At 45.5% G+C, this 24,028-nt stretch carries 22 protein-coding genes; 5 read left to right on the top strand and 17 right to left on the bottom strand.

What is annotated here, in order from left to right; all coding sequences use genetic code 11:
• Positions 1-120 precede the first annotated feature (120 nt).
• The 4 genes from MRK00_09510 to MRK00_09495 form a co-directional block, all read right to left on the bottom strand.
• Positions 121-675, bottom strand: coding sequence for a DedA family protein (locus MRK00_09510; protein ID MDR4517608.1), 555 nt, complete (start codon positions 673-675; stop codon positions 121-123).
• A 241-nt stretch (positions 676-916) separates the two neighbouring features.
• On the bottom strand, positions 917-1,921 hold the full coding sequence (locus MRK00_09505) for a PstS family phosphate ABC transporter substrate-binding protein (GenBank protein ID MDR4517607.1): 1,005 nt from the start codon (positions 1,919-1,921) through the stop codon (positions 917-919).
• A gap of 47 nt (positions 1,922-1,968) precedes the next feature.
• Entirely contained in the window at positions 1,969-3,261 is a 1,293-nt protein-coding gene (locus MRK00_09500) for a HAMP domain-containing histidine kinase (protein ID MDR4517606.1), read from the bottom strand.
• The gene (locus MRK00_09495) at positions 3,254-3,937 is read right to left on the bottom strand and encodes a response regulator transcription factor (GenBank protein MDR4517605.1); all 684 of its coding nucleotides are present in this window, start codon (positions 3,935-3,937) and stop codon (positions 3,254-3,256) included. The genes MRK00_09500 and MRK00_09495 overlap by 8 nt, the downstream gene beginning before the upstream one ends.
• A gap of 401 nt (positions 3,938-4,338) precedes the next feature.
• Between MRK00_09495 and MRK00_09490 the strand changes: the two genes are divergently transcribed.
• From MRK00_09490 to MRK00_09480, 3 genes are all read left to right on the top strand, one after another.
• Positions 4,339-5,220, top strand: a complete 882-nt coding sequence (locus MRK00_09490; GenBank protein ID MDR4517604.1) for a YfdX family protein — start codon at positions 4,339-4,341, stop codon at positions 5,218-5,220.
• Between the two features lie 96 nt (positions 5,221-5,316).
• On the top strand, positions 5,317-5,727 hold the full coding sequence (locus MRK00_09485; GenBank protein ID MDR4517603.1) for a hypothetical protein: 411 nt from the start codon (positions 5,317-5,319) through the stop codon (positions 5,725-5,727).
• A gap of 50 nt (positions 5,728-5,777) precedes the next feature.
• Positions 5,778-6,437 carry an HdeD family acid-resistance protein gene (locus MRK00_09480; GenBank protein ID MDR4517602.1) on the top strand — a complete coding sequence of 220 codons (660 nt, stop codon included), beginning with the start codon at positions 5,778-5,780 and terminating at the stop codon, positions 6,435-6,437.
• A gap of 484 nt (positions 6,438-6,921) precedes the next feature.
• On the opposite strand, the gene MRK00_09475 is transcribed toward MRK00_09480, so the two are convergent.
• The 13 genes from MRK00_09475 to MRK00_09415 form a co-directional block, all read right to left on the bottom strand.
• The gene (locus tag MRK00_09475) at positions 6,922-7,284 is read right to left on the bottom strand and encodes an STAS/SEC14 domain-containing protein (GenBank protein ID MDR4517601.1); all 363 of its coding nucleotides are present in this window, start codon (positions 7,282-7,284) and stop codon (positions 6,922-6,924) included.
• A gap of 242 nt (positions 7,285-7,526) precedes the next feature.
• Positions 7,527-8,219 (bottom strand): hypothetical protein, encoded by a 693-nt coding sequence (locus tag MRK00_09470; protein MDR4517600.1) that lies wholly within the window; start codon positions 8,217-8,219, stop codon positions 7,527-7,529.
• A 212-nt stretch (positions 8,220-8,431) separates the two neighbouring features.
• Complete coding sequence (locus tag MRK00_09465; GenBank protein ID MDR4517599.1) at positions 8,432-8,791, bottom strand: hypothetical protein; 360 nt, start codon at positions 8,789-8,791, stop codon at positions 8,432-8,434.
• 418 nt (positions 8,792-9,209) lie between these two features.
• Complete coding sequence (locus tag MRK00_09460; GenBank protein ID MDR4517598.1) at positions 9,210-10,616, bottom strand: phospholipase D-like domain-containing protein; 1,407 nt, start codon at positions 10,614-10,616, stop codon at positions 9,210-9,212.
• Between the two features lie 299 nt (positions 10,617-10,915).
• Positions 10,916-11,350 carry a hypothetical protein gene (locus MRK00_09455; protein ID MDR4517597.1) on the bottom strand — a complete coding sequence of 145 codons (435 nt, stop codon included), beginning with the start codon at positions 11,348-11,350 and terminating at the stop codon, positions 10,916-10,918.
• Positions 11,351-11,695: 345 nt separating this feature from the next.
• Positions 11,696-12,982: a 2-oxoglutarate dehydrogenase complex dihydrolipoyllysine-residue succinyltransferase gene (gene odhB / locus MRK00_09450; GenBank protein ID MDR4517596.1), complete on the bottom strand. Its 1,287-nt coding sequence runs from the start codon at positions 12,980-12,982 to the stop codon at positions 11,696-11,698.
• A 14-nt stretch (positions 12,983-12,996) separates the two neighbouring features.
• Positions 12,997-15,846, bottom strand: coding sequence for a 2-oxoglutarate dehydrogenase E1 component (locus MRK00_09445; GenBank protein MDR4517595.1), 2,850 nt, complete (start codon positions 15,844-15,846; stop codon positions 12,997-12,999).
• 18 nt (positions 15,847-15,864) lie between these two features.
• Positions 15,865-17,163 (bottom strand): citrate synthase, encoded by a 1,299-nt coding sequence (gene gltA, locus MRK00_09440; GenBank protein MDR4517594.1) that lies wholly within the window; start codon positions 17,161-17,163, stop codon positions 15,865-15,867.
• Positions 17,164-17,293: 130 nt separating this feature from the next.
• Positions 17,294-17,527, bottom strand: a complete 234-nt coding sequence (locus MRK00_09435) for a succinate dehydrogenase assembly factor 2 (GenBank protein MDR4517593.1) — start codon at positions 17,525-17,527, stop codon at positions 17,294-17,296.
• The gene (locus MRK00_09430) at positions 17,524-18,219 is read right to left on the bottom strand and encodes a succinate dehydrogenase iron-sulfur subunit (protein MDR4517592.1); all 696 of its coding nucleotides are present in this window, start codon (positions 18,217-18,219) and stop codon (positions 17,524-17,526) included. The genes MRK00_09435 and MRK00_09430 overlap by 4 nt, the downstream gene beginning before the upstream one ends.
• Before the next feature lie 190 nt (positions 18,220-18,409).
• Positions 18,410-19,807 carry a ribosome biogenesis GTPase Der gene (gene der, locus MRK00_09425; protein ID MDR4517591.1) on the bottom strand — a complete coding sequence of 466 codons (1,398 nt, stop codon included), beginning with the start codon at positions 19,805-19,807 and terminating at the stop codon, positions 18,410-18,412.
• Positions 19,808-19,946: 139 nt separating this feature from the next.
• Positions 19,947-20,675, bottom strand: coding sequence for a DsbC family protein (locus MRK00_09420; protein ID MDR4517590.1), 729 nt, complete (start codon positions 20,673-20,675; stop codon positions 19,947-19,949).
• 23 nt (positions 20,676-20,698) lie between these two features.
• Positions 20,699-21,868: a UbiH/UbiF family hydroxylase gene (locus MRK00_09415; protein ID MDR4517589.1), complete on the bottom strand. Its 1,170-nt coding sequence runs from the start codon at positions 21,866-21,868 to the stop codon at positions 20,699-20,701.
• A gap of 151 nt (positions 21,869-22,019) precedes the next feature.
• On the opposite strand from MRK00_09415, the gene MRK00_09410 reads away from it, so the two are divergent.
• Together MRK00_09410 and lolD are read left to right on the top strand one after the other, a co-directional pair.
• Complete coding sequence (locus MRK00_09410; protein MDR4517588.1) at positions 22,020-23,267, top strand: lipoprotein-releasing ABC transporter permease subunit; 1,248 nt, start codon at positions 22,020-22,022, stop codon at positions 23,265-23,267.
• On the top strand, positions 23,260-23,964 hold the full coding sequence (lolD, locus tag MRK00_09405; GenBank protein MDR4517587.1) for a lipoprotein-releasing ABC transporter ATP-binding protein LolD: 705 nt from the start codon (positions 23,260-23,262) through the stop codon (positions 23,962-23,964). Before MRK00_09410 ends, lolD begins: the two co-directional genes overlap by 8 nt.
• Positions 23,965-24,028 lie beyond the last annotated feature (64 nt).

The following is a 24,028-nucleotide window of genomic DNA, read 5'->3' as shown; positions in this document are numbered from 1 at the left end:
CTCATTCATATCGAAACTTTAGCGCCTGTTCGAGTTCACAATCAAGGAATAAACCGAACAGCGTTTCCAGTTTGGCCTGCGCACCCACGGCTGAAAAATATCAGGGCAAATCGGGCCCATTCAGTTGCGCTTGGCCAGAAAATGAATAAGCCACGCAACAATCCCCGATAGGGCTATACCCATAAATAGCCCTATTTCATAGCGTTGAATATTGCCAAGGACTTGTTCGAGTGTATGGCCGAAGATATAGCCCAAGACGCCGAAAACAATGGCCCAAATGAATGCGCCAAGAATATTTAGGCTCAGAAATTGCAATGGTGGAATTTTGCTCGCACCCAGCAAAAATGGAGTCATCGTTCGTAAGCCATAAAGAAATCTAAAACCCAGTATCACCTGTATCCGATGGTTACGCAACAATTCAAGTACTTTCAGAGATTTGTGTTTCAGGCTTGGTCTTTTTTCAAGGAAGCGCTCGCCTTTTATATTACCCAGAAAGTAGAGAAGCTGGCCATTCAGGAATGTGGCTAGAAAAGCACATGCTATAACCCATATCAATTCAAGATAGCCCCTGTGTGCAGCAAAGCCACCCAGGATAAGAAACGTTTCACCTTCCAGAAAAACGCCTATTGTTATTGCAATATAGCCATATGTTGATATTAATTCTTCTAAAGACATTCTATTTTAGTAGACCACTATCACCGGATTACTATGCATCTGGAATATATAAATTCTATAGCTGTCATGCGGCTTTGCCATGCCATTATAAATGGTGCATTAAAAATACCGCATTGCGCATCAAATGTGAGATAGGTTGAGTTAAGTAGACAGGCCAGACATAAAATTCATGTTCCGGTGTTGAGCGTGGCAAACTGCATCGACGTCAATAGTGAAAGCACTCAATATCCAGCCCTGTTTGTTACAAGCTGGATTCGAGTCTAAGTACTTCATCCAGCTTTATGTTGGTTCCTCCCGTGTCTTTAAAAACGGTACCCACTTTTCTGTTATTAAAGTGTTCTATATTGAGGTTATAGACTGCTTCAGATAGTGGAAAATATTTAACCTCAGTCACCCTCTCCCGCGCATGCTTCATATAATAATGTACAAATTCCTGGACTTCTGGCTTGTTCGTTGATTTAGCGCTGACGTAGATGAATAGTGGGCGTGATAACGGTTGATAGCTATCGTCTTCTACAGTAGCGGCAGACGGAAAAACGGCTCCTTTTCCATTATCAACACCAACTGCACTGACTTTTTTACTGTTTTCAATGTAATAGGCAAAACCGAAATAGCCCAATGCATAGTGATCGTTTGCGACACCTTGTACCAGAAGATTGTCATCCTCTGAAGCAGAAAAGTCACCACGACTTGATTTTGCTTTGCCAACAATTGTCTTAGTGAAATAATCAAATGTGCCGGAATCTGCACTCGCACCATAGAGATGAATTTTTTTGTCAGGCCAGGCAGGATTTATTTGATTCCAGTTGGTAATTTTACCTTGGGCCTCAGGTTCCCAGATTTTCTTCAGTTCATCGACTGTAATGGTTTTGCTCCAGGTGTTCTTTGGATTGACAGCGATGGTTATTGCATCGAAAGCAACAGGCATTTCAATATACTGCACCCCCATTTTCTTACAGGCATCCATTTCCAAAGCGGTAATAGGACGAGAAGCGTTAACAATATCAATTTCATTCTGACAGAATTTCCTGAAGCCACCCCCTGTACCAGAGATACCCACCGAGATACGGACCGATCCGCGTGTGGCTTTCTGAAAGTCTTCAGCAACTGCTTCTGTAATTGGGAAAACAGTACTGGATCCATCAATTTTAACGATTGGGCTGGCTTTGGCGATACCTGCAGTAATCGTGGCGCTCAATAAAATAATGGTCATGGTGAATGCGCTATTGTTAATTGGATTCAACATTTATGATCTCCAAATGATAAACATGAGTGAAAAAATTCTGGCATATTTTATCGCGTAGCCTGCGCATGTTTAAGGGAAGCAAACAACACTGTAAATTGAGAGCCTTTTCCTTTTTCACTCTCAAAGGACACTGACCAGCCATAACATTCACAGATACGTTGAACGATTGCCATACCCAACTTAACTCTATTCGAATCGTCCGACTTGTCGTTCACATTTCGATTAAATATTTTTTCTTGCATACAGGCGTCAATACCAACGCCAGTGTCAGCAACTGTGAGTTGATTGGATGTTAATGACACCGTAATCATACCCTGTTCGGTATATCGAAATGCATTTCTTACCAGATTGGCAACCAGAACACTGAGAATTCCCGCAGGTGCGGATACTTTAAAATGAGCAGTCTCTACCACCCTCACTTCGATGGGTTTGTCACCGAGCCATACACGTTGCTGTTCAATCACTTTGTATACAATGGGTCCCATTTCATAAGAATAATGAGCGGTATCCGATTCATTATAAATTTGCGCCAAAATCAAGAAAGTTTCGATCAATTCAGAGATTTCGCCGACTGCGCGTTGAATCCGCTGAATTCGTTCCTGTTCTATAGTAGATAGATTTGGTTTTGCAGCCAATACTTCAGCAGTCAAGCTAATGATGGTAACAGGTGTCCTTAATTCATGACTGACATTGCCCGCAAATTCTTTTTCGCGAATCAAAAGCTTTTGCAATTTTTCATGAGTACTCTGTATTTCGTGAGCCAGAAGACTTATTTCATCGTCGTTATTGAACTCAGACAAGTTAAGGGGGATTTCTGGCTTGTTTCGGGATGCAGTGATATGGTTGGCGAGTTGTGTAATGGGTTGGGTGACTTTGCGTGCTTCCCACCAACCGATAACGTATGCAATTATTAACATGAGTATCGAACACAACCAAACGAGATGGATAAAATCTTGTTTACGCTTGTGGATATTCGTATCATCAAATTGTACGGTGTAACGGATACCATCATAATGCTTGACCAGTACGCGATAGTTTCGATCTTCATACATCACGTCGTGAATGCCTTCTGGCAGATCACGTAAAAGTACGGGCATGTCGGATATTTTATCGAGCGGTGTTACGTAAATAATTGTGGTACGCGAATGAAACAACCCAAGTGAACGCGCAGTTTCAACTTGTAGGCGGAATTGATCAAGCTCAGCATGTAATATGTCATCAAGCATGTTGGTTTCAGTAGATTTCAATGCAGCCACAAAACTCAGTCCAAGCATCAGTGTTAATGCGGCTCCAAATACTAAAAACGCATGCGTAATACGCTGTGCTATTCGATTAACCATCTACATGATTGTCCGAGAGCTTGTATCCGAAACCACGGATAGTATGTAGAATCGGAGAATCAAACGGCTTGTCTATCAGCTGGCGCAAATTGGAGATATGTGTGCGTAAGGCATCGCTATCCGGTGGATCATCTTTCCAAACTGCGTATTCGAGATCTTCACGCGTGATAACACGATGCGGATTCTGCATCAAAAACATCAACAAACGAAATAGTGTCGGATTAAGGTTAATGAGCATACCCGCACGATAGACTTCGTGAGCGTCCACATCGAGCGAGAGATCCCCAACCACCCATTGGGTGGCCGGTTTATGGCTTGCGCGTTCGGACAAAACCTTAACGCGTGCCGCGAGCTCTTTTAGGGAAAAAGGTTTTGCCAAGTAGTCATCTGTGCCTGCATTGAAGCCTTCCAGTTTATTCTCGAGCGAATCTCGGGCAGTCAACATAATCACAGGAATTTGCCGTTTGGCATCGTGGCGAAGTCGGCGACAGAGGTCGATACCATCAATTCCCGGCAAGCATAAGTCCAGGATGATTGCATCATAGTTTCCCGAGACCGCAAGATGCAAACCTGTTACACCATCACCTGCTGCATCAACCGTGTAGCCATAGGCTTCCAGGTAATCATAAATACTAGCGGCGATATCTTTGTTGTCTTCTATGATCAGTACTTTCATGATTGTATTTCCTACCTATATATGACCCGTTAATTACAGCAATGGCATTTTGACCGAGGGGGAAAAATTCATAAGGAACAACCTTTAAATCATTGTCAGTATATTTTCTTGCTGTACGTATGAACATAGCCCAAGTGTAACGTAGACAATGTCAAGATCATGTTAAAAAATTAAAAATAAAGCGTGACTCTGCAGCAGCATCCATTGGGTTTTGTATCTTGGCAGAACGACACAAAGCCAATCAGATCAATTATCAGAAAAATCTCAGATTAACAAATCATTAACATTAATTTAACTTGGTATTCACATACATTCCATTATCGTTCGAATCGTAAATTGTGATGCAGCGCTATCACTAGGCTACATTAATCATCAACTATCGAATAATTTGGAGGAATGAGATGAATAAAAATACGCATGTCTGCAGCTTGCTTCTGACTGCCGCATTGGTACTGCCAGGGATAGTATTCGCTACAGATGCATCAAAAAGCCAGCCGATAAATGAAAAGACGCCAATAGAACAACAACGCGAACAAACCCAAACGCTTGTTCACAAAATGATGGGGCATATCAGCATGGCGCAGTTTGCGCTGAGCCTCAAGCTCCCCGATGAAGCATCCAGTCATATCGAAAAAGCACAGGACATTGAAAGCGAATTAACGCAACAATCACCAGAGTTCAAGATAAATTCTGCATTTAAGTACGGCAAGGTCACCTACGATGAGAGTCAAACGATCAAGGAACACTATGTTCCCGTTGTGGACGACATACTCTTGGTCAGTGACTATGAAGCCACCTTCAAACATTCAAAAGAAAAGGGCATGAAAGAAACCGGGGCAGCCCTGGTTCATGTGAATGTCATGCTTGACTTGCGTCAGGTTAAGGCAAGTCTAGATAGGGCAATGCTGGATATAAATAACAAAGATTATGTGAAGGCGCAGAATGCGCTTGCTGCACTTTTCAAGGGTGCTATTGTTGATGAAGTAGAGATTGACGATCCCAGACTGGCGATCTTAGGAAATCTGTCGCTTGCCAAGGGGTTCCTGAATAATGGACAGTACGATAAAGCCCGCTTTACCCTTCAATATGTACAAAAACGTCTCAACGAAGCCAAAAACACACGCCTTTCCAACCTTGATCAAGCCAGCGTAGAAGCGCTTTCGATAGACCTGGATAAATTACAGGCTGAGCTAAGGAAGGAGGATCCAACGCTGACCGAGCGCATCAGTGCGCGATTCGATCAATGGAAGCAAACGGTCAAAGGATGGGTTCATTACAATTAATTTAAATCAGGAGGCACTGCATATGAATGATTAACAGAACAGGTATTGTGAAACCCATATATTTTAATTTTCAACAAGCAATGAGGTATTTCTATTATGAAAAACACATCAACGATTATAGCAGTCGGTATTTTAGCGCTTTTATTCAGTGGCCAGATCAGTGCAGCAGGATACGGCGGGCAAACTGACTCTATGGACAAAGCTCAGACCGAGTCTATCGGAAAATCAGATTATTTGTCAGAAGCAATCAAACATGCAGAGATGGCCCAAGCAAATAATGCCGATGCCAAGAAAATTCTTCAGCATGCAGAAAAAAGCTTAGCGTTTGATAGAAAAGCTGAGAAACAGGTGCTTGGAAAAGGTAATAGCAAGGAAGCCGAGCATATTACTGCGTCAATCAAGCACTTGGAAGAAGCGATAAAGCATGCAAAAATGGGGCATGCCAATGTAGCCAGTCTACATGTTAATGATGCGTTAAAAGAGATGCATCAATTTACCGCCAATTAAAATTTAAGAAACAGGGTGGCAACTATACGGTTTGATCACATTTGACAAATGTGATCAAACATTCCGTCTCAACGCTTTCGTCTAAGGATTTCATCATGCAAACAACGGATCATCAGCCTGATTTATCGAAGCTTTCTACCAAGTGGTTAAAAATTTTTGGTGTTATTTTTATTTTGGGCGGTATAGCCGCTTTAACTGTACCTGTGATCGCAGGCATTGCCATTGAGCTATTATTAGGGTGGGTATTTTTTGTGGGGGGCTGTTTCCAATTAACGGTCGCTTTCGCCTCACGTCAGCATAAAACGTTCTGGTTTAAGTTTATATGGGCAATTATTTTTGTGTTAGTTGGCTTATGGTTGATACTGAGTCCGGTTGAAGGCATACAGGCATTAACCTTTGCTGTTGGCATGTTATTTCTTGTCGAGGCTGTCATGAAAGTCACCTTTTTCTGGCAATGGTACAATGAGTTTAAAGCTGGCTGGATGCTGGTCAGTGGCATACTGTCTTTCATCATCGCTATGATATTGTTAAGCGGCTGGCCGCAGCAGTCTGCAATATTGCTGGGCATTCTTGTTGGAGCTAATTTAATCGGAAATGGTGCAGTGGCTTTACTGATGAGTTTTAGAATGATGACCTTTGAGAGTACCGGGCGTGAGAATAATGCACCCGGATCAGGGCTATCTCCTATGCAGAAACCTGAAAACAAATGATCATTTTATTCGATAAGACATCAAACTTTCGTTCGGTTTTTCACAAAATACTTAAGTAACCGATAATATTATAGTCTCAAGGAGAAGCACATTCGCGTGACTTTCTCGATCGATGCTCACAGCAACGTCACTAAACCATGTTTGTTGATCATGGTGCATTTGCCACGCTGAAGCTGATGCGACGCAGCACTTAAAGCACCCGATATTATTCTGGCCGCAGACGTTCCCGCAACCCTGAATTGATTAATCGCCGCCATTCAAGCGTGAATGGCAGTGGCGAATATAATTCATCACGGGTTGGCTATGAATCAGGGTTGGAGTCTGGAGAACCGGAAGGATGCTATCCATAGATTCAGAACTTTCCCACTGGCAGGGAGCAACGCGCACCCCAATCACTTCCCAATAATGTGCGCACATAAGAAATGATATTATCAAACAGGCATTGTGCGCTGGCGTACCCAGGAAATGTTTCAAATTCGACTGCTTAATTTAATATCCAGTGTTGCGCTTCACTGAAATGATCATAGGGAAAATGTTTAATTTTTGCAGCAATAAAATGTCCTGCTATGTTTTCAGCCAAATCACCCAGTTCAGAGTCTGTAACGAGCGCCACATGTGATAGCTTACTGTGATGATTCTTAATAAATTCAAGATGTTTTATGAACGAACCGAAAGACTCCCAACCTGGAAATGCCTGCGCACTGATAATGAGCCCCCTGAGTTTTCCGTATCTTTCTATATAGGGATCAATGACACTGGCTGCTTCATCAAAATCCTTTTTTGACAAAGCGCCATCCGGTTTTAAAATTGCTATGCCATTGATACTGTCCAGTTCGATTTTTAACATTTTTTCTTTAATCCTATAACATTAACAAGTTTCGTTTAAGCTCAGATTCAAATGCAATGATGACTCCGCAACGCATTAGAGAAACGCAGCCATCGTTCCAAGCACTGGTGATCCGAACATTTACTGCATAAGCTATTTCTTTGCGAGCAGCCTGAAATTTACAGCATTATTTACATCGTTTTACTACAATTCTAGGGCTTTATTCTTCAATCGTTGGCGAAGAATATCCACCTCAGTTCAGGTTATTGCTTACGATTTTCCATTGCATAAGCCAGGGCGCTGCGAAGCGAATCAAGAAGCGTATCGTAGGCATCTCTTTTGGCCGATTTGCCTTGACTGAATTGTTTTAACAAAATACTTTGCGCCTGAATTGCATTTTGAAGTGGAATGTCCAGACCATCACAGGCCAGCATGTGGCGTGCTTCTTTTAAAGGCACCAAAGGATCGCCGTTTCTACCACCTTGCATAATATCTTCAGCAAGACTAATTAAATCATCGGCGGCGTTGCCGGCAGCATCTTCCAGCAGCATCTGCAAGGATGTATGTACCAGAGGGAACCATGTAAGCATCTGAGCGTAATCCTCTCCCGTCCTTGCCTTTATGATGGCATCGATCAACATGACAGAGCGTGCCGCAGCTCCACGACTAGCGGCAAGCTGTAAAGTGGTTCCAACGGAGGCCAATTCACTCGCTGCCGTCGACTGATCATTTGTTATCAGCGCAGCCTTGGAACGCATAGCCAGATTCAGGCTGGCGGACAGCTCTTCGGCCACGATCAGCAGAATGCTTTCACCTGGACAATAATTTCCAGCCTTTGGAGAGGTAACGGCAGTTGTTGCGTTAGCAGCATGGGCTGGCATGTTGAGCAACAGCGCCAACAAAAGCGTGCTTATTAGGAATAGATGTTTACGGGTGTGTATAAGTTGTCGATTCATTGGTATTTCTCCCCTCTAAGTATTCTTCCATGTGCCTATAGGAATGAGGTATCTCAACGAAAATAAACTGACTCATCCACATTTATTTTCCGAATTATATTCCTTTCCGATAGGATTCTGGTTCGACTGATTGGCGGCACAGCGCGTAACATCAATGCCGCATAATTATTAAACAATACACTAAAAATTTGGGCCTCACGCACTCATTGCTACTAATCGAAAGAAAATCCTTGTTCATACTTTTCCCAAGTTTTATGGAGTTTTAGGTATGCAGATGAAAAACCTTTCTTCGTATGTTCCCAGGTCTCCACAAAACCACTTTTCAAACTGCCGTACCACTGCGCCATTTGAATCCGCTGCATGCGGAGCGTTTTCAGATTAACACGCGCTCTTTCGCGACTAGCCTGTTTCATGTTTTCCCAATTGTTGTCGACGCTTATCTCCAACGCATCAATGCAATTACCCAGGTTTTCTAAGGCGGTTTTAATTTTATGGACTGCTTCGCCCCCTTGCACATTGGTATAATCTTTAAGCGATTGAATAAGTTTCTGTGTTTGCTGATTAATTTCCATAATCGATACGCTATTACTGGCTGTATCGGCATTGCATGGCGACGTTACTCCAAGTCCAATGATCTTCAATATAAGAATGCGTGTGAAACTGTTCTTTTTTTAAGTCTCATTTATGCCTCCATTTAATCAGGTAGTCTGCTGATGCTCAATTATGTTGCATATTGATTTTTCATAAAATTTATTGAGCGCACATTTATATATTTGATAGCCAAGCTGAGTTCATTTTAAGGAATTGAATGCCAATGAAATGTTAAAGTCCTGTTAATGTTTTCTTAAACCCAAAATTTTTACTGTGATTTTGTTTGGAGAATGTTTTCAGGATAAAAATGACTGATATATATGAGATTGTGTGGTTTTTGTTAGAGCATTCTTAATCCGGCACATGAAAGCCATCGGGGTTTGATGAACTTGGTTTGATTCACAGTTGAAAGGCCAGCCACAACAACAAACCTTCTACAGTCTCACGCCAAAAGCCTGGTGGGTGCGGAGTATAAGTTATCGCAGTGCTTCGCTGATGCTCGATCCACTGGGCAAAACGCCTGACATCGGTCGATTGGTAAAATGCAATCATGAGTTCATAATTCAGAAACAGGCTGCGCTCATCGAGATTGGCTGTGCCGACCAAGGCAAGCTGGTCATCAATCACGACTGCCTTGGCATGGATCATTCGGGGTAAAACCCGGATGCGGGCTCCTGCCGAGACAAGTTCACGTAGCGCACGGTGCCGGACAATATCCGCCAAATAGTGGTTTGATTTTTTTGGAATAAGCAGATCCACCTTAACTCCGCGGCGGGCCGCGAGTGTCAGCGACATAAGCAGAGTGGCATCAGGAACAAAATAAGGACTCACCATCAGTATACGATTGTGCGCATTAAAAAAGCTCGAGACTAATACTGTATAAATCGTGTCGTCGATTTGATCGGGACCACTCGCTATAATTTGCCCGACAATAGCACCCGGTTGCAATTCGCGGTTAGTCGGCTTGCGTGGTCTGGCGAGTGTTCCGCAGGTTGCAAATTTCCAGTCTTGCTCAAAAAGCGCTTGCGCTTGCATCGCCAGGAGTCCTTTCAGATCAAAACTCAGATCAATCCAGGGGATATCGGCGGGCGTTTGTGTCGAATCGCCTTCGAAATACTCAGCCGCAATATTCCTTCCTCCACACCACAACCACTCGTCATCGATTATGGCCATTTTTCGGTGATTGCGGAGATTGGTGCGGCCCTGCAGCGAAGAGCGCAGTGGCGGTACGAATAACGCCACTTGGATTCCTGCAGCTGATAAACGCTTAAAGTCACGGCGACCGCCAAGATAAACGCCGATACCATCAACCAACAATCTCACCCGAACACCATCACGTGCCCGTTTTTTCAGGATTTGGACGATCTCGTCCCCCAGCCGGTCGCGCGCAATAATAAATGTGCATATATCAATCGTGTGCTGCGCATTGTTGATCATATTTCGCAGGGCTAGCAATGCTTGCGTCCCATCTTCATGAATGTTCAGTTGCTGATAAGCGCAGGCTTCAGGTAACGACATAATGGCTGCGAGCTGTTGTGTTCGAGCAGTAAGCGTGTTCGAATATTGAACCGGCCTTATGAATTCTTGGGGTTCGTTTGCTGGGAGATAGATATTTACTTTGCGAATACCGAATATCAGATAAAGCGGCAATGTAATATAGGGAAACAAAACAAGTGCGATGACCCAGCCAATTGCCGCCGAAGGATGGCGGCGCAAGTGCAGATTGTGTGAGGAAATCACATAAATCGCAACGCCCGTCATCACGATAAGCAAGTGAAACGTAAACCAGTTTTCGAGCAGTAGCATTAAAATTGAACGGGCGAAGACTGATAGTGTTCGGTGACCAGTCTAACAGGCGTGCAGAAAAGCTGCTCTGCAAACCGAAAAGACTGTCGAGTCGCTTTTTCGGTCAATTCCCTCTTGCTTTTTAGATTATTTTTCTCATGCATTTGCCTAACACGATAGCCAATCAAATAAAACGTTCTGCATTTAAGGACAGGAAACATATGAATCCATTGCGATTTGTTTGTAACAGAAAAAACATTTCAGCGAATCGCTGTTTATCAATGACTGAACTGCCTGATTAATCTCCGAATGCGCTGACGCTATAGGGGTCTATCCATGCGTATCGCTTTGGGTGTTTCCACATTTATGGGCGGTATTCTGTCAATCAGTATGTCTTTGGGGGAGTCAACGGCTGGATGAGGCGGACTGTCAATCTGGATATCATCGGGCGTCTCCACATTCAAGGGAGGTATGCTATCAATCAGTATATCTTTGGGAGATTCAACATTTGGATGAGCTGGAATATCAATCTGAATATCATCGGGAGTTTCAACGTTCATATAGGGTGGTCTGTCAAGCAGTATTTCGTCTGGCGCACTGACCGCACTGGGTTGATCCAAATTTAAGAAATTTTGTTCATCGCTTTGTACTGCTTCCTCTGCATATGCGAACAGGGTAACCGAGAAAAGAATCACGCAAACCACAAAAATTATTTTGAGAGTGTTAGCGGTACCAATCATGATTAGCCTTGTCAAGAACTTCGCCTAAAGAGTTAAAAAGATGTATGCATTTGCTTGTTTATCGCGATTGGATTAAAGCACCGTCTGTTTTTTGGTTAAAATTTTCATGCATGAAGTCGATTGATTCGCAATTAAGCTGTGTTTGAGTTTGTTTTATGGATGCGATCATAACACCTCATTCGAACGCTTCGAGAAAAAAATCCGCTAAAAAACTTAAAACACATTCTCAGAAAATAGGAAAATGTAGAACAGGTCAAATGTCATTTAAGCTACGCATCGCAAGCTACGGCAGCTTTACCGCACTGAATTCAACACCAACATCAGGATAGCTGGAATGCTATTGTCCATTTCTCTCGCACGCTAACCCTCCAGCAACGGACTCATCGGATATTCCAGTACTTCCTTGATCGCAACCAGGGACAAAACCGCCTCCCGGCCATCAATGATACGGTGATCATAAGATAGCGCCAGATAATTGATCGGGCGAATGACAATTTGGCCGTTTTCCACAACGGGGCGATCTTTTGTTGCATGAATACCTAGAATGGCGCTCTGCGGTGGATTGATGATCGGCGTTGACAGCATGGAACCGAAAACGCCGCCATTGGTAACCGAGAATGTACCGCCGGTTAATTCTTCAATGGTTAATTTGCCATCGCCCGCGCGCTTGGCAAAATCGGCAATCTGTAATTCGATCTGGGCAAACGTCATTTGATCGGCATTACGAAGTATCGGCACGACAAGACCGCGCGGACTGCCCACGGCGATACCGATATCGTAGTAATCATGGTAAATAATCTCATTGCCTTCAACCGAGGCATTAACAATGGGATATTTTTTGAGCGCAGCCACAACCGCTTTGACAAAAAACGACATAAACCCCAGCTTGATACCATGTTTTTTTTCAAACTCGACACGATATCGTGCGCGTAAGTCAACAATGGCCTGCATGTTCACTTCATTGAATGTCGTCAATATGGCAGCAGTCGATTGCGATTGCACCAACCGCTCGGCAATCCGCATACGCAGCCGCGACATAGTAACCCGCCGGTCTGTGCGCTCACTCCTGCCCGCTCCGGCAGTCTCTTCCGGTGTTTTGACAGGTTGCTCAGCCGGTTCGACAGTGGCTGATTCTTCTTCATCAGCAGTTTCTGGTTTACCTTCCGCTTTATGCTCAATATAGGCCTGGACATCTTCACGGGTAATGCGCCCGCCCCTCCCGGTTCCCTTGATCGCTTTGGTTTCCGACGACTTCAAATGATTTTCTTCTGCCAATTTGCGTGCCGCAGGCATTAGCATCGGGATGGTAGGATCTGCTTTTGTCTCTGTTTTTTCAGTTTCAGCGTCGCCACCCTCCTTGGCTGACGACGTTTTTTTTACCGATTTTGTTTCCGATTCGGATGCCGCAGCGTCGGTATCGATCTTTGCGACAACTTCTCCACTGACTACGGTTGCACCGTCGCCCTTGATAATTTCCTTCAAAATACCGGCGTGAGTAGCGGGCAATTCCATTACGACTTTGTCAGTTTCAACGTCAACCAAATTTTCATCACGCTCAACCTGCTCGCCTTGTTTCTTATGCCATGAAATCAGTGTCGCTTCTGCAACTGACTCAGATAGCATGGGTACCTTGACTTCAACTAACATAGTGCCCCCTTTTTCTAGATTTTTTCGCGGAACGCCGCTTCGATGACTTCTCTCTGCTGCATTTTATGTATCGCCAGATAGCCGACCGACGGAGAAGCGGATGAAGGTCGCAAAGCATAACCCAATATCTGGGTAGACCTCATATTGCGTAGCAGATAATGCTGAATACGATGCCAGGCACCCTGATTCCCGGGCTCCTCCTGACACCATATGACTTCTTTTGCTCGTGCATAACGCTTAATTTCCTGTTTGAACTCTTCATGCGGAAACGGGTAAAGCTGCTCCAATCGTATAATGGCCATATTGTCTATCTGATTCTCATTACGATAGGCTCTAAGCTCATAATATATTTTTCCGCTGCATACAATGATGCGTTTAACGTTCTTCGGCGCCAGGGTTTCAGATTCCGGAATCACCGGATAAAAAGAGCCGCTGGCCAGTTCCTCGAGCGCCGACACCGATTCCTTATGCCGCAACATGCTCTTGGGACTCATAATAATCAGCGGCTTGCGCAAAGGCCGGATCATTTGCCGGCGTATCAAGTGAAACATCTGAGACGGCGTTGAAGGAATACAAACCTGAATATTGTAATCCGCGCAAAGTTGCAAGAAGCGCTCCAGTCTTGCCGACGAGTGTTCAGGTCCCTGACCTTCATATCCATGCGGCAGCATCATGACCAGTCCGCATAGTCGTCCCCATTTGGCTTCCCCGGAAGCAATAAACTGGTCTATAACAACCTGCGCGCCATTGGTAAAATCGCCAAACTGCGCTTCCCAGACAACAAGCTCATGCGGTTGCGCGGTTGCATAGCCATATTCAAACCCCAATACCGCTTCTTCGGACAAAATCGAGTTAATGACTACAAAATCGGGTTGCCCCGGTGCGATATAGCGCAACGGGACATAGATATTCCGGTCTTCCAGTGTAGTGTCCTGATTATGCAGTACAGCATGTCGGTGAAAAAAGGTGCCACGCTCGGAATCCTGCCCGGAAATCCGTATCGGGAAGCCTTCGTAAAGAAGCGCCGCGTACGCCAGGTTTTCCGCCATACCCCAATCCAGCGGCAGTTTCCCTGCGCCCATCTGCCGCCTGTCTTCAATGATTTTTTCAACCCGTTTATGCAGGATAAAGTTATCCGGAATATCTGTTAAACGCGCTGCCAGTTGTTGAAGCACATCAAACGCGATACCCGTTTTTACCGGCTGATTCCACTTAAACGGTTTGTGAAAAATTGCCCAGTTAACTGAATATGGGGATTTATAGTTGTAGCGGATATTCTTATTGGGATTAATGCCCGCATCCATGGCATCGCGGTATGCCTGCACCATTGTATCCGCTTCACCCGGCAGAATAACGCCTTCGGCCTCGAGCTTATCCGCATAGCGCTGACGTGTTCCGGGATGCTGGTTGATGATCTGATACATTCTGGGTTGCGTGACCATCGGATCATCCTGCTCATTATGTCCCAAACGCCGGAAACACACCATATCGATTACTACATCTTTATGGAATTTCATCCGAAAATCCAGAGCAAGTTCCGTAATCATGGTCACGGCTTCAGGGTCATCGCCATTCACATGAAAAACAGGCGCCTCTATCATTTTGGCCACATCAGTACAATACAAAGTGGAACGGCTTTCTCGTGGATCCGATGTGGTAAAGCCAATCTGATTATTGATAATGATATGAATTGTTCCACCGGTACCGTAACCGCTGGTCTGTGACAAATTAAGCGTTTCCATAACCACACCCTGCCCGGCAAACGCAGCGTCACCATGAATCAGGACGGGCAGAACCTTGTCGCCACTTCTGTCACGGAAACGATGCTGACGGGCGCGCACAGATCCTTCTACCACAGGGTCAACAATCTCCAGATGCGATGGATTGAACGCTAACGCCAGACGCACCACGCCACTTGATGTCTTAATGGCTGAAGAAAAACCCTGGTGGTATTTAACATCACCTGAGGGAAGATCCTGCGCATATTTTTCTTCAAATTCGCGAAACAAATCAGCAGGCATTTTCCCTAATGTATTAACCAGGACATTCAATCTTGCCCGATGCGCCATTCCGATCACGATCTCATCGATGCCCGATTTTCCAGAGCATTCCATCAAACAGTCAAGCAACGGAATAAGACTCTCATTACCTTCCCCCGAAAACCGTTTTTGACCGATATAGCGGGTGTGCAAATACCGCTCCAAACCTTCTGCGGCGCTTAACCGTTCCAGAATATGTTTTTTATATTCATCGCTGTAGTTCGGGTTGGAACGTTTGGTCTCCAGCCTGCTTTGTATCCAGCGTTTCTGCTCCACTGACGAAATATACATATATTCCGCGCCGACCGTACCGCAATATGTTTCTTCCAAAATCTGCAGGATTTCCCTCAAAGGCGCACGATCAGGACCAGCCAATGAACCCGTATTAAAAACGCTGTCCATATCTTGCTCGGTAAAACCGAAATTTGCGGGGTCAAGCTCCGTTCGATAAGGCTTTTGATCAAATTGCAAAGGGTCCAGCGAAGCTTGACTCAAACCCACATAGCGGTACATATTGATTAACTGAAGGACTGCAACTTGTTTCCGGTCATCCGATTCCGCCTGAATCACTTCAGGCAGAACAACCATTCCATCGGTTTGCTTATCGCCTTTGTAGGACTTAACCGGCTCATTTTCCTTTTTTACTGTAGTGCTTTTAACGAGCTGGCTGACAGGAAAACCTTGAGCTTGATGTAACTTGTCAAAATACTCGCGCCATGCGGGATCAATTGAAATCGGGTTATGCAGATATTCCTCATAAATTGCTTCAATAAAAGGCGCATTTGAACCAAACAATAAAGAATCCTGCAACTGTTTCTCTATCACGGAAATCTCGACTATGGATTATCTACGGAAATCAGCGGGTACATCACGTATCGGCGTGCCGGTATACAATTGACGTGGCCGTCCAATTTTGTGATCCGGATCAGAAATCATTTCATTCCATTGCGCAACCCAACCCACCGTTCGCGCCATCGCAAAAATTGCCGTAAACATGATGGTTGGAATACCCAAAGCACGCTGAACGATACCGGAATAGAAATCAACATTCGGATACAGTTTTCTGGAAATAAAATATTCATCCTCCAATACGATTCTTTCCAGTTCAAGCGCAAGCTTGAACAAACGATCATTCTGTAACCCCAACACATTCAGGACTTCATGACAAGTCTCACGCAATAATGTCGAACGCGGATCAAAATTCTTGTATACCCGGTGTCCAAAGCCCATTAACCGATAGTTTTCATTGGGATCCTTAGCCCGTTTAATATATTCATTGATGCGCGACACATCGCCGATTTCTTCGAGCATATTCAAACAGGCTTCATTTGCTCCGCCATGTGCAGGCCCCCAAAGACAGGCAATTCCTGCCGCTATACAGGCAAACGGATTGGCGCCGCTAGAACCGGCCAGACGTACCGTTGATGTTGAGGCATTTTGTTCATGATCGGCATGAAGAATCAGAATCCGATCCAGGGCACGTACAATTCTGGGATCGGGCTTGTAATCTTCAGTCGGTAATGAAAACATCATATGTAGAAAATTCTCGGCATAACTGAGATCGTTACGCGGATAAATATAAGGCTGCCCAATATTGTATTTATACGCCATCGCTGCAATGGTTGGCATTTTGGCAATCAGACGTATTGCAGACAATTCCCGGTGACTCGCTTCGGAAATATCCAGCGCTTCGTGATAAAACGCTGACAATGCACCGACCACACCCACCATAACGGCCATTGGATGCGCATCCCTGCGAAATCCGCCAAAGAGTTTAACGAGTTGTTCATGCAACATCGTATGATGGTTGATGACAGTGTTAAAACTGGTTTTTTCCGCTTCTTTCGGCAGTTCTCCATGCAATAAAAGATGACAAATTTCAACAAAATCGCACTGTCTGGCAAGTTGTTCGATCGGGTAACCACGATACAACAAAACACCCTTGTCGCCATCAATAAAGGTTATTTCAGAGCTATTGCTGGCAGTAGAAAGAAAACCCGGGTCATAGGTAAATAAACCGCTTTTGGCATGCAACTTACGGATATCCACCACATCGGGGCCCATCGTTCCAGACATAACCGGAAGCTCTATGGATTCACCGCCATCGCCAAAACTCAAGGTTGCTGTACCTTTTTGTGCCATTTCACTTCTCCAAGTATTACATTAAATTAGATTACACGGTGCTGCCTTATACTACTATAGATGTTTTATACACATTTGGACATTAAAGCAAACAAGAATGCTGCAATTCAGTTCATTCGTTGTGGGACGGCTAGCTATCTTGCAGTAATTTTAATACCGGCGCCAGATCCTCATCGATAACTGTCTTTCTTGCACAAATCAAATCCCACAGGTCATTATCAGCAAGTGACAATAATTTTTCAAACTGGATTAATTCTTCTGTACCGAGTTGGCAAAAATATTTCTCCATAAAACGCTGAAGAACAATATCCAATTCCAGCATTCCACGCCTGCATCGCCAGCGTGCACGCTCGAAATCTTTCATATCGTTCGTTTAACCATCATATCTTTTATTTTGCCAATCGCATTGGTTGGGTTAAGTCCTTTCGGACACGCAGCCACACAATTCATAATGGAATGGCACCGAAACAGGCGGTAGGGGTCTTCCAAATAATCGAGTCGCTCTGCGGTCGCCTGGTCACGGCTGTCTGCCAGAAAACGGTACGCCTGTAACAATCCCGCCGGTCCAACAAATTTATCCGGGTTCCACCAGAACGATGGACAGGCAGTGGAACAACATGCGCATAAAATACATTCGTAAGCGCCTTCCAGTTCAGCACGTTCCTCAGGAGATTGTAAGCGCTCGGTTTCCGGTGGCGGACTATGGTTGATTAGATAGGGCTTTATTGAATGATACTGCTGATAGAACTGGGTCATGTCAACAATGAGATCGCGAATAACAGGCAAACCTGGCAACGGCCGTACTTCTATGGGTTCCTTTAAGCCCTTTAACGGCGTAATACAAGCCAGACCATTACGTCCGTTAATATTCATCGCGTCCGATCCACACACGCCCTCAGTACAGGAGCGTCTCAAACTTAAGCTGTCGTCTGCAGATTTAATCCGGATGAGTGCATCGAGCAACATTTTGTCCGTTGCGGCCAGCTCAATATCATAATCCTGCATGTAAGGTTTATCGTTTTTATCAGGATCATAACGGTAAATGGAAAATTTCATCGCCGACTCCTTTTTATTCCTATTTTCACGATCAAGAGGACGCTTTCACGAAAAACAAGACGCAGTTTAACAGATGAAGCGTAATATGGTACAGGACATCACTCGAATATGCCGTCATATGCGGCATTGGCAAACAGTACTGATCTCAGGTTGCTAATATTGCCTAATCAATGGTAACCCGTCAACGCGATCAGCCATATTTCTTGCGGCTGCGTCTGCGTCGATTATGCGCGCGCCTGGCCTCTGCCTCGGTTGGCGGCACGGGCTTCTTATGTGCATAGGGATTATGTCCGCTTCTGAATTCTACCCGCACCGGCGTGCCAGACAGATTAAAACTGTCACGGAAAAAACTTTCCAGATACCGCCGATATGTTTCCGGCACATGTTCGACCATACTGCCATGAATGATAATAAGCGGCGGATTTGACCCCCCCTGATGCGCATAACGTAATTTTGGCCGTGACATGCCGCCACGCGGCGGCGCATGTTTTTCAACGGCCGCCTGAAGCGCCCGCGTTAGTTTTGGCGTGGACAAGTCAGCCATTGCAGCGGCATATGCCTGATCAATGGATAACAACAGTTTCTGTAAGCCGGTACCTTTTAAAGCGGAGATATAATGTAATCTGGCGAAACTGAGAAAACCGATTTTTCGGGTCAGTTCATGTTTTATGACTTCGCGTTGATAATGGTCGAGTCCATCCCACTTGTTTACAGCCACAACCAGTGCGCGGCCTGACTGTAAAATAAAATCAGCGATATGGGCATCCTGTTCGGCAATCTCGCTCATGGCATCGAGCACCAACACGACCACATTGGCATCTTCCACTGTCTGCAGGGTTTTGATGGCCGAAAATTTTTCGACAGTTTCCTTAACCTTGCCGCGCCGTCTCAGTCCGGCGGTATCGATAAGCGTGTAATGCCTGTCATTATGCTCAAAATCGATATAAATGCTGTCTCTTGTCGTACCGGGTTGATCGTAGGCAATTACACGTTCCTCACCAAGCAGTGTATTAATCAGCGTTGATTTGCCGACATTAGGACGGCCCACAATCGCAATCCTGGGATGTTTGCACTCGCTGTGCACTTCATCGATTTCAGGAAAATCGGCGAGTGCAAGTGCCGCCAGTTCATTGACATGATCACCATGCAATGCTGAAATCGCATAGGGTGTACCCAAGCCAAGTTCATAAAATTCGGCAGTGACAACGGCATCGGCCATACCCTCCGTTTTGTTCACAACCAACAGGATTTTCTGGTCTTTTTTCCGCAACAGATCTGCGATAATTCTGTCTTGCGCAGTCACGCCCTGACGGCCATCAACAATAAAAAATACCTTGTCCGCTTCGTCTATCGCTTGCAGGGACTGTTGCGCCATCGCATGCATAATCCCGTCCTTGGTCACCGGCTCCAGCCCTCCGGTATCCATAACCAGATACGGTTTGTCGCCAACCCTGCCATGACCGTAATGGCGGTCTCGCGTTAATCCGGGAATATCTGCAACAATAGCATCGCGGCTGTGCGTCAGACGATTAAAAAGGGTTGATTTGCCCACATTAGGACGGCCAACCAAAACAAGTGTGGGTTTCATCTTACCCTGAGACGAATACTTTTAAAAACAGTTGCAGCAGACTGAATCTTATACCTGAGAATGACATTATCGGCCTGCGTTTTTATACAAAAATGAAAATTGTTTAACAATCTGATAGCGTTATTAATCGCTTATATCGTTATTCTTTTGTTACCTTACCCGCTTCCTGCAATTTATCTTCAATCGCGGTTGCCGGAATCATGCCGCCAACGATAGAGCCATCAGCAAAAATCAAGGTTGGCGTACCGGTTACTCGGTTTTCTTGGCCGGATTTAAGCAGTGACGGTATCGGCGTTTCACAATCCTGATCTTTTGGCGCAACCCCTCTGAGCATAAAGTCATCCCACGCCTTAATTTGATCCTGGGCGCACCAGATCGAGGTAGAAAGCTCTACCGAGCCTCTCAAAACCGGATAGAGCAAGGTATAGATAGTGACATCTGTAATGTTAAGCAGTTCTTTCTCGAGTTGTTTGCAGTATGGGCAGTTTGGATCGGTAAAGACTGCAAGTTTGCGTTCGCCGTTGCCTTTGACAATTTTGATGGCAAATTCCAGCGGCAGAGTATCCAGCGGTACGCGGCGCGCTGCCTTGATTTCCTGCAAACGTTCATTGGTTACGCTGGTCCGGGTTTTGGTATCAACGATATGACCAAAGAAAAAGTATTCCGCCTTTTCGTCGGTATAAAAAAGCTCGCCACCAACCAGGGCTTCATAAAGCCCCAGATAGGGCGTTTTACGCAGACTTTCGATTTTTGCGCCAGGAAAATGGGGCTCAATGGCCTTTTTAACCGCTTCTTCATCCGCCCAGGTTATGCCGGGAAATAGACAGAGCAACAGGATTGGAATGAATCGCTTCAAATATTTGGCCATCATGACTCCTTGTTAAATACAGATTAGTTCAGTGCATGCTGCATGAGCGTGTTCTTGATAATCGGCAGGTGATTGGTTATTTCCAGTCCCAAATTCCGTATCCGGGCCAATGTAGGATCTGGATTGATAAACAATTTTTGCAAACCGTCGGTAACGATTTCCATCGCCAGTATATCTTCCTTGCGGGCGCATTCATATCGGCGCAGCAGCATAAAATCACCGACATCGGATTGTAGTCCGCGTTCATTGAGGATTTCGGTGAGTTTACGCACATCGCGCAATCCAAGATTAACGCCTTGGCCCGCCAACGGATGAATACCATGCGCCGCATCGCCGACGAGCACAAGCCGCTGCATGATTAGATTGTTGACATGCACAAAATTCAACGGGAAACCGACCGGCGCAGTAATTAACTGTAATCCGCCCAGTGCATGTGAAGATGCACCTGCAACACATTGACAAAGCTCATCAGTCGATAACTGGCGCAACTGGGCAGCGTGTTCCTCGCTGGTCGACCAAACCATGGAAACCCGGTTACCCGGCAGTGGCAACAGCGCCAGCACACCGTCACGCCTGAACCATTGATGCGCAATATTGCGATGCGACAGCTCAGTGCTGAAATTGGCGACCACACCGACTTGCTGATAGGGGTGGCGCGAAACTTCGATGCCCGTTTGCTGACGCACCCACGAATTTACGCCATCCGCACCCACGACCAACGCAGTTTCAATCGCACGGCCATCATCCAGTCGAATGTCAACATGCGATTCATGCCAGGTGATCGCGGTGCATTTGGCAGGACAGAGGACTTCTACATGTTGCTGCTGCGATTGCAGCGCTTCCCAGACAGCAGATTGCAGTTGACGGTTTTCGATAATAAAAGCCAACTCGGCCGTACCAACTTCGTAGGCGCTGAATTGGATATGTGAGCTGCTGTCATCGCCAAAAACAGCCATTTCGTACACTGGCGTGATGCGAGATACATCCATCCTCTGCCAGACTGCATGATCGCGTAAAAAACCGACGCTCCCGGGACTGATCGCATAAACCCGGCTATCCCAGCTTTCATCGTCAGGCAACGGCGCCGGCTCACGTGACTCGATCAAGGCAATCTTCAATCCGCTATCCTTCAACGCGGCCACGAGACTTGCACCGACCAAACCCCCGCCCACTACAACAATATCAAATTTCATGGATTGATTATACATTTGCTTTGAACCGTAGGGAAAAACAAATTCCACATTTATGACGGCAAATTGATAATACTTTAACGTACTTATCTACTCATAGTACATTAATTATGGCACACTTCGTAGTTTTACAAGTCAAGGGTTTTATTCTTTCGTGTCGCCATACGAATTATTCATTGGTTTACGCTATACACGGGCAAAAAAGCGCAACCACTTTATTTCTTTTATTTCACTGATCTCCTTGTTCGGCATCACGCTTGGCATGACAGCATTAATTACCGTTATGTCGGTCATGAATGGTTTTCAAAAGGAAGTCCGTGCACGTATTCTGGGTGTTGCTTCACATGTACAGATCAGCGGTTTTGACAACAAACTGTCCAATTGGCAGCTTACCGCTGATGAGGCATCCAGGAACCCATTGGTTGAGGGTGCGGCCCCATTTGTCAGTGCCCAGGGAATGGTGTCTTACGATCAAGTTGTCCATGGCGCAATTGTGCGCGGCATCTTGCCCGAAAAAGAAAATTCTGTAGCGGATTTTGCCGACATGATGGTCAGCGGTGAACTGGAAAATTTGATTCCAGGTGATTTTGGCATTGTCATCGGCATGGAACTTGCGCGCAGTCTCGGCGCATTCCGGGGGGACAAGATCGTATTGATTTCGCCACAAGGGCAGGTTACGCCCGCAGGAATTTTACCAAGACTTAAGCAATTTACCGTAGTCGGTATTTTTGAAGCCGGTCATTTTGAATATGACTCGGCGCTTGTATTAATTCATATCGCCGACGCCCAGAAGCTTTACCGCATGGAAGACAACACAGTTTCCGGCGTACGGCTAAAGCTGAAAGATATGTTTCAGGCGCCACAAGTGGTCAATGATCTGGCCAGTTCATTAACCGGCGCTTATTATATAACCGACTGGACAAAACAGCATGCCAACTATTTTCGCGCCATTCAAATTGAAAAGCGCATGTTGTCGTTGATTCTGGCGTTAATCATCGCGGTGGCCGCATTCAATATTGTATCCACGCTCGTAATGGCCGTTACCGACAAACAATCCGACATCGCCATTTTGCGCACACTTGGCGCCAGCCCACGCAGCATTATGAAAATATTTATTGTACAAGGCACATTTATCGGTGTTGCCGGCACGATCCTGGGTGTAACTGGCGGTGTGCTGCTCGCGTATAACGTCGGCGAGGTGGTCGCGTTTATTGAATGGATTTTCAGCGTGGAATTTCTATCGAACGAAATTTATTACATCAGCAAAATCCCGACCGATCCCCAGACATCGGATATTGTGACCGTTGCCGCGGTATCTTTTGCACTCAGTCTGCTGGCAACGATTTATCCGAGCTACCGGGCGTCCAAAGTGAATCCGGCAGAGGCGCTGCGGTATGAGTAACCATTCTGACAACGTCGTCATAACCTGCAATAACCTGTTTAAGCAATTTGACCAGGGCGAACTGGAAGTATCGGTTCTGAAGGGCGTAAATCTGGAAGTTGCCCGTGGCGAAATGGTGTCTATCGTTGGCGCGTCCGGCTCCGGGAAAAGCACTTTGCTGCATTTACTGGGTGGACTTGATAAGCCGAGCAGTGGTGAAATCCATATCCTGGGACATAATATCGCAGCGATGGATGAGACAACCCGATGCAAACTACGCAACGGTTCTCTTGGGTTTATTTACCAATTCCATCATTTGCTGCCTGAATTTACCGCACTGGAGAATGTAGCCATGCCTTTGTTGATCCGCCGCATGAACAAGCGCGAGGCAAATGAAAGAGCGGCGGAAGTTTTGAAACAGGTTGGATTAGACCACCGGTTGACACATACGCCAGGCGAATTATCTGGAGGCGAACGTCAACGTGCAGCTGTGGCAAGGGCGCTGGTCACCCAACCGGCGTGTATTCTCGCTGATGAACCGACCGGAAATCTCGACCGTCATACTGCTGAGTCTGTTTTCGATTTAATGCTGACACTCAATGAAAAAGTCAGCGCAAGCCTGATCATGGTTACCCACGATCAACACCTGGCGAGCCGCGCCAAACACGTTAAACAGCTTATTGATGGCGTGCTGCAGGATGTTACATTACCGATTTAAGGCACAAAAATAATCAGTTAGGTATTTTTGCAACAATAACGCCTTGAATTATTGTTAGCAGGCC

The sequence above is a fragment of the Nitrosomonas sp. genome, from assembly GCA_031316255.1.
In the GTDB taxonomy this organism is placed as follows: Bacteria; Pseudomonadota; Gammaproteobacteria; order Burkholderiales; family Nitrosomonadaceae; genus Nitrosomonas.
The sequence above is the reverse complement of the archived record's forward strand: the minus strand, read 5'-3'. Positions and strand labels throughout refer to the sequence as shown.

What these genes read in the sequence shown, in the direction of transcription:
- MRK00_09510 (MDR4517608.1), bottom strand. Translation starts at nt 675, where the DNA reads ATGTCTTTAGAAGAATTAATATCAACATATGGCTATATTGCAATAACA.
- MRK00_09505 (MDR4517607.1), bottom strand. Translation starts at nt 1,921, where the DNA reads ATGTTGAATCCAATTAACAATAGCGCATTCACCATGACCATTATTTTA.
- MRK00_09500 (MDR4517606.1), bottom strand. Translation starts at nt 3,261, where the DNA reads ATGGTTAATCGAATAGCACAGCGTATTACGCATGCGTTTTTAGTATTT.
- MRK00_09495 (MDR4517605.1), bottom strand. Translation starts at nt 3,937, where the DNA reads ATGAAAGTACTGATCATAGAAGACAACAAAGATATCGCCGCTAGTATT.
- MRK00_09490 (MDR4517604.1), top strand. Translation starts at nt 4,339, where the DNA reads ATGAATAAAAATACGCATGTCTGCAGCTTGCTTCTGACTGCCGCATTG.
- MRK00_09485 (MDR4517603.1), top strand. Translation starts at nt 5,317, where the DNA reads ATGAAAAACACATCAACGATTATAGCAGTCGGTATTTTAGCGCTTTTA.
- MRK00_09475 (MDR4517601.1), bottom strand. Translation starts at nt 7,284, where the DNA reads ATGTTAAAAATCGAACTGGACAGTATCAATGGCATAGCAATTTTAAAA.
- MRK00_09470 (MDR4517600.1), bottom strand. Translation starts at nt 8,219, where the DNA reads ATGAATCGACAACTTATACACACCCGTAAACATCTATTCCTAATAAGC.
- MRK00_09465 (MDR4517599.1), bottom strand. Translation starts at nt 8,791, where the DNA reads ATGGAAATTAATCAGCAAACACAGAAACTTATTCAATCGCTTAAAGAT.
- MRK00_09460 (MDR4517598.1), bottom strand. Translation starts at nt 10,616, where the DNA reads ATGCTACTGCTCGAAAACTGGTTTACGTTTCACTTGCTTATCGTGATG.
- odhB (MDR4517596.1), bottom strand. Translation starts at nt 12,982, where the DNA reads ATGTTAGTTGAAGTCAAGGTACCCATGCTATCTGAGTCAGTTGCAGAA.
- gltA (MDR4517594.1), bottom strand. Translation starts at nt 17,163, where the DNA reads ATGGCACAAAAAGGTACAGCAACCTTGAGTTTTGGCGATGGCGGTGAA.
- MRK00_09435 (MDR4517593.1), bottom strand. Translation starts at nt 17,527, where the DNA reads ATGAAAGATTTCGAGCGTGCACGCTGGCGATGCAGGCGTGGAATGCTG.
- MRK00_09430 (MDR4517592.1), bottom strand. Translation starts at nt 18,219, where the DNA reads ATGAAATTTTCCATTTACCGTTATGATCCTGATAAAAACGATAAACCT.
- der (MDR4517591.1), bottom strand. Translation starts at nt 19,807, where the DNA reads ATGAAACCCACACTTGTTTTGGTTGGCCGTCCTAATGTGGGCAAATCA.
- MRK00_09420 (MDR4517590.1), bottom strand. Translation starts at nt 20,675, where the DNA reads ATGGCCAAATATTTGAAGCGATTCATTCCAATCCTGTTGCTCTGTCTA.
- MRK00_09415 (MDR4517589.1), bottom strand. Translation starts at nt 21,868, where the DNA reads ATGAAATTTGATATTGTTGTAGTGGGCGGGGGTTTGGTCGGTGCAAGT.
- lolD (MDR4517587.1), top strand. Translation starts at nt 23,260, where the DNA reads ATGAGTAACCATTCTGACAACGTCGTCATAACCTGCAATAACCTGTTT.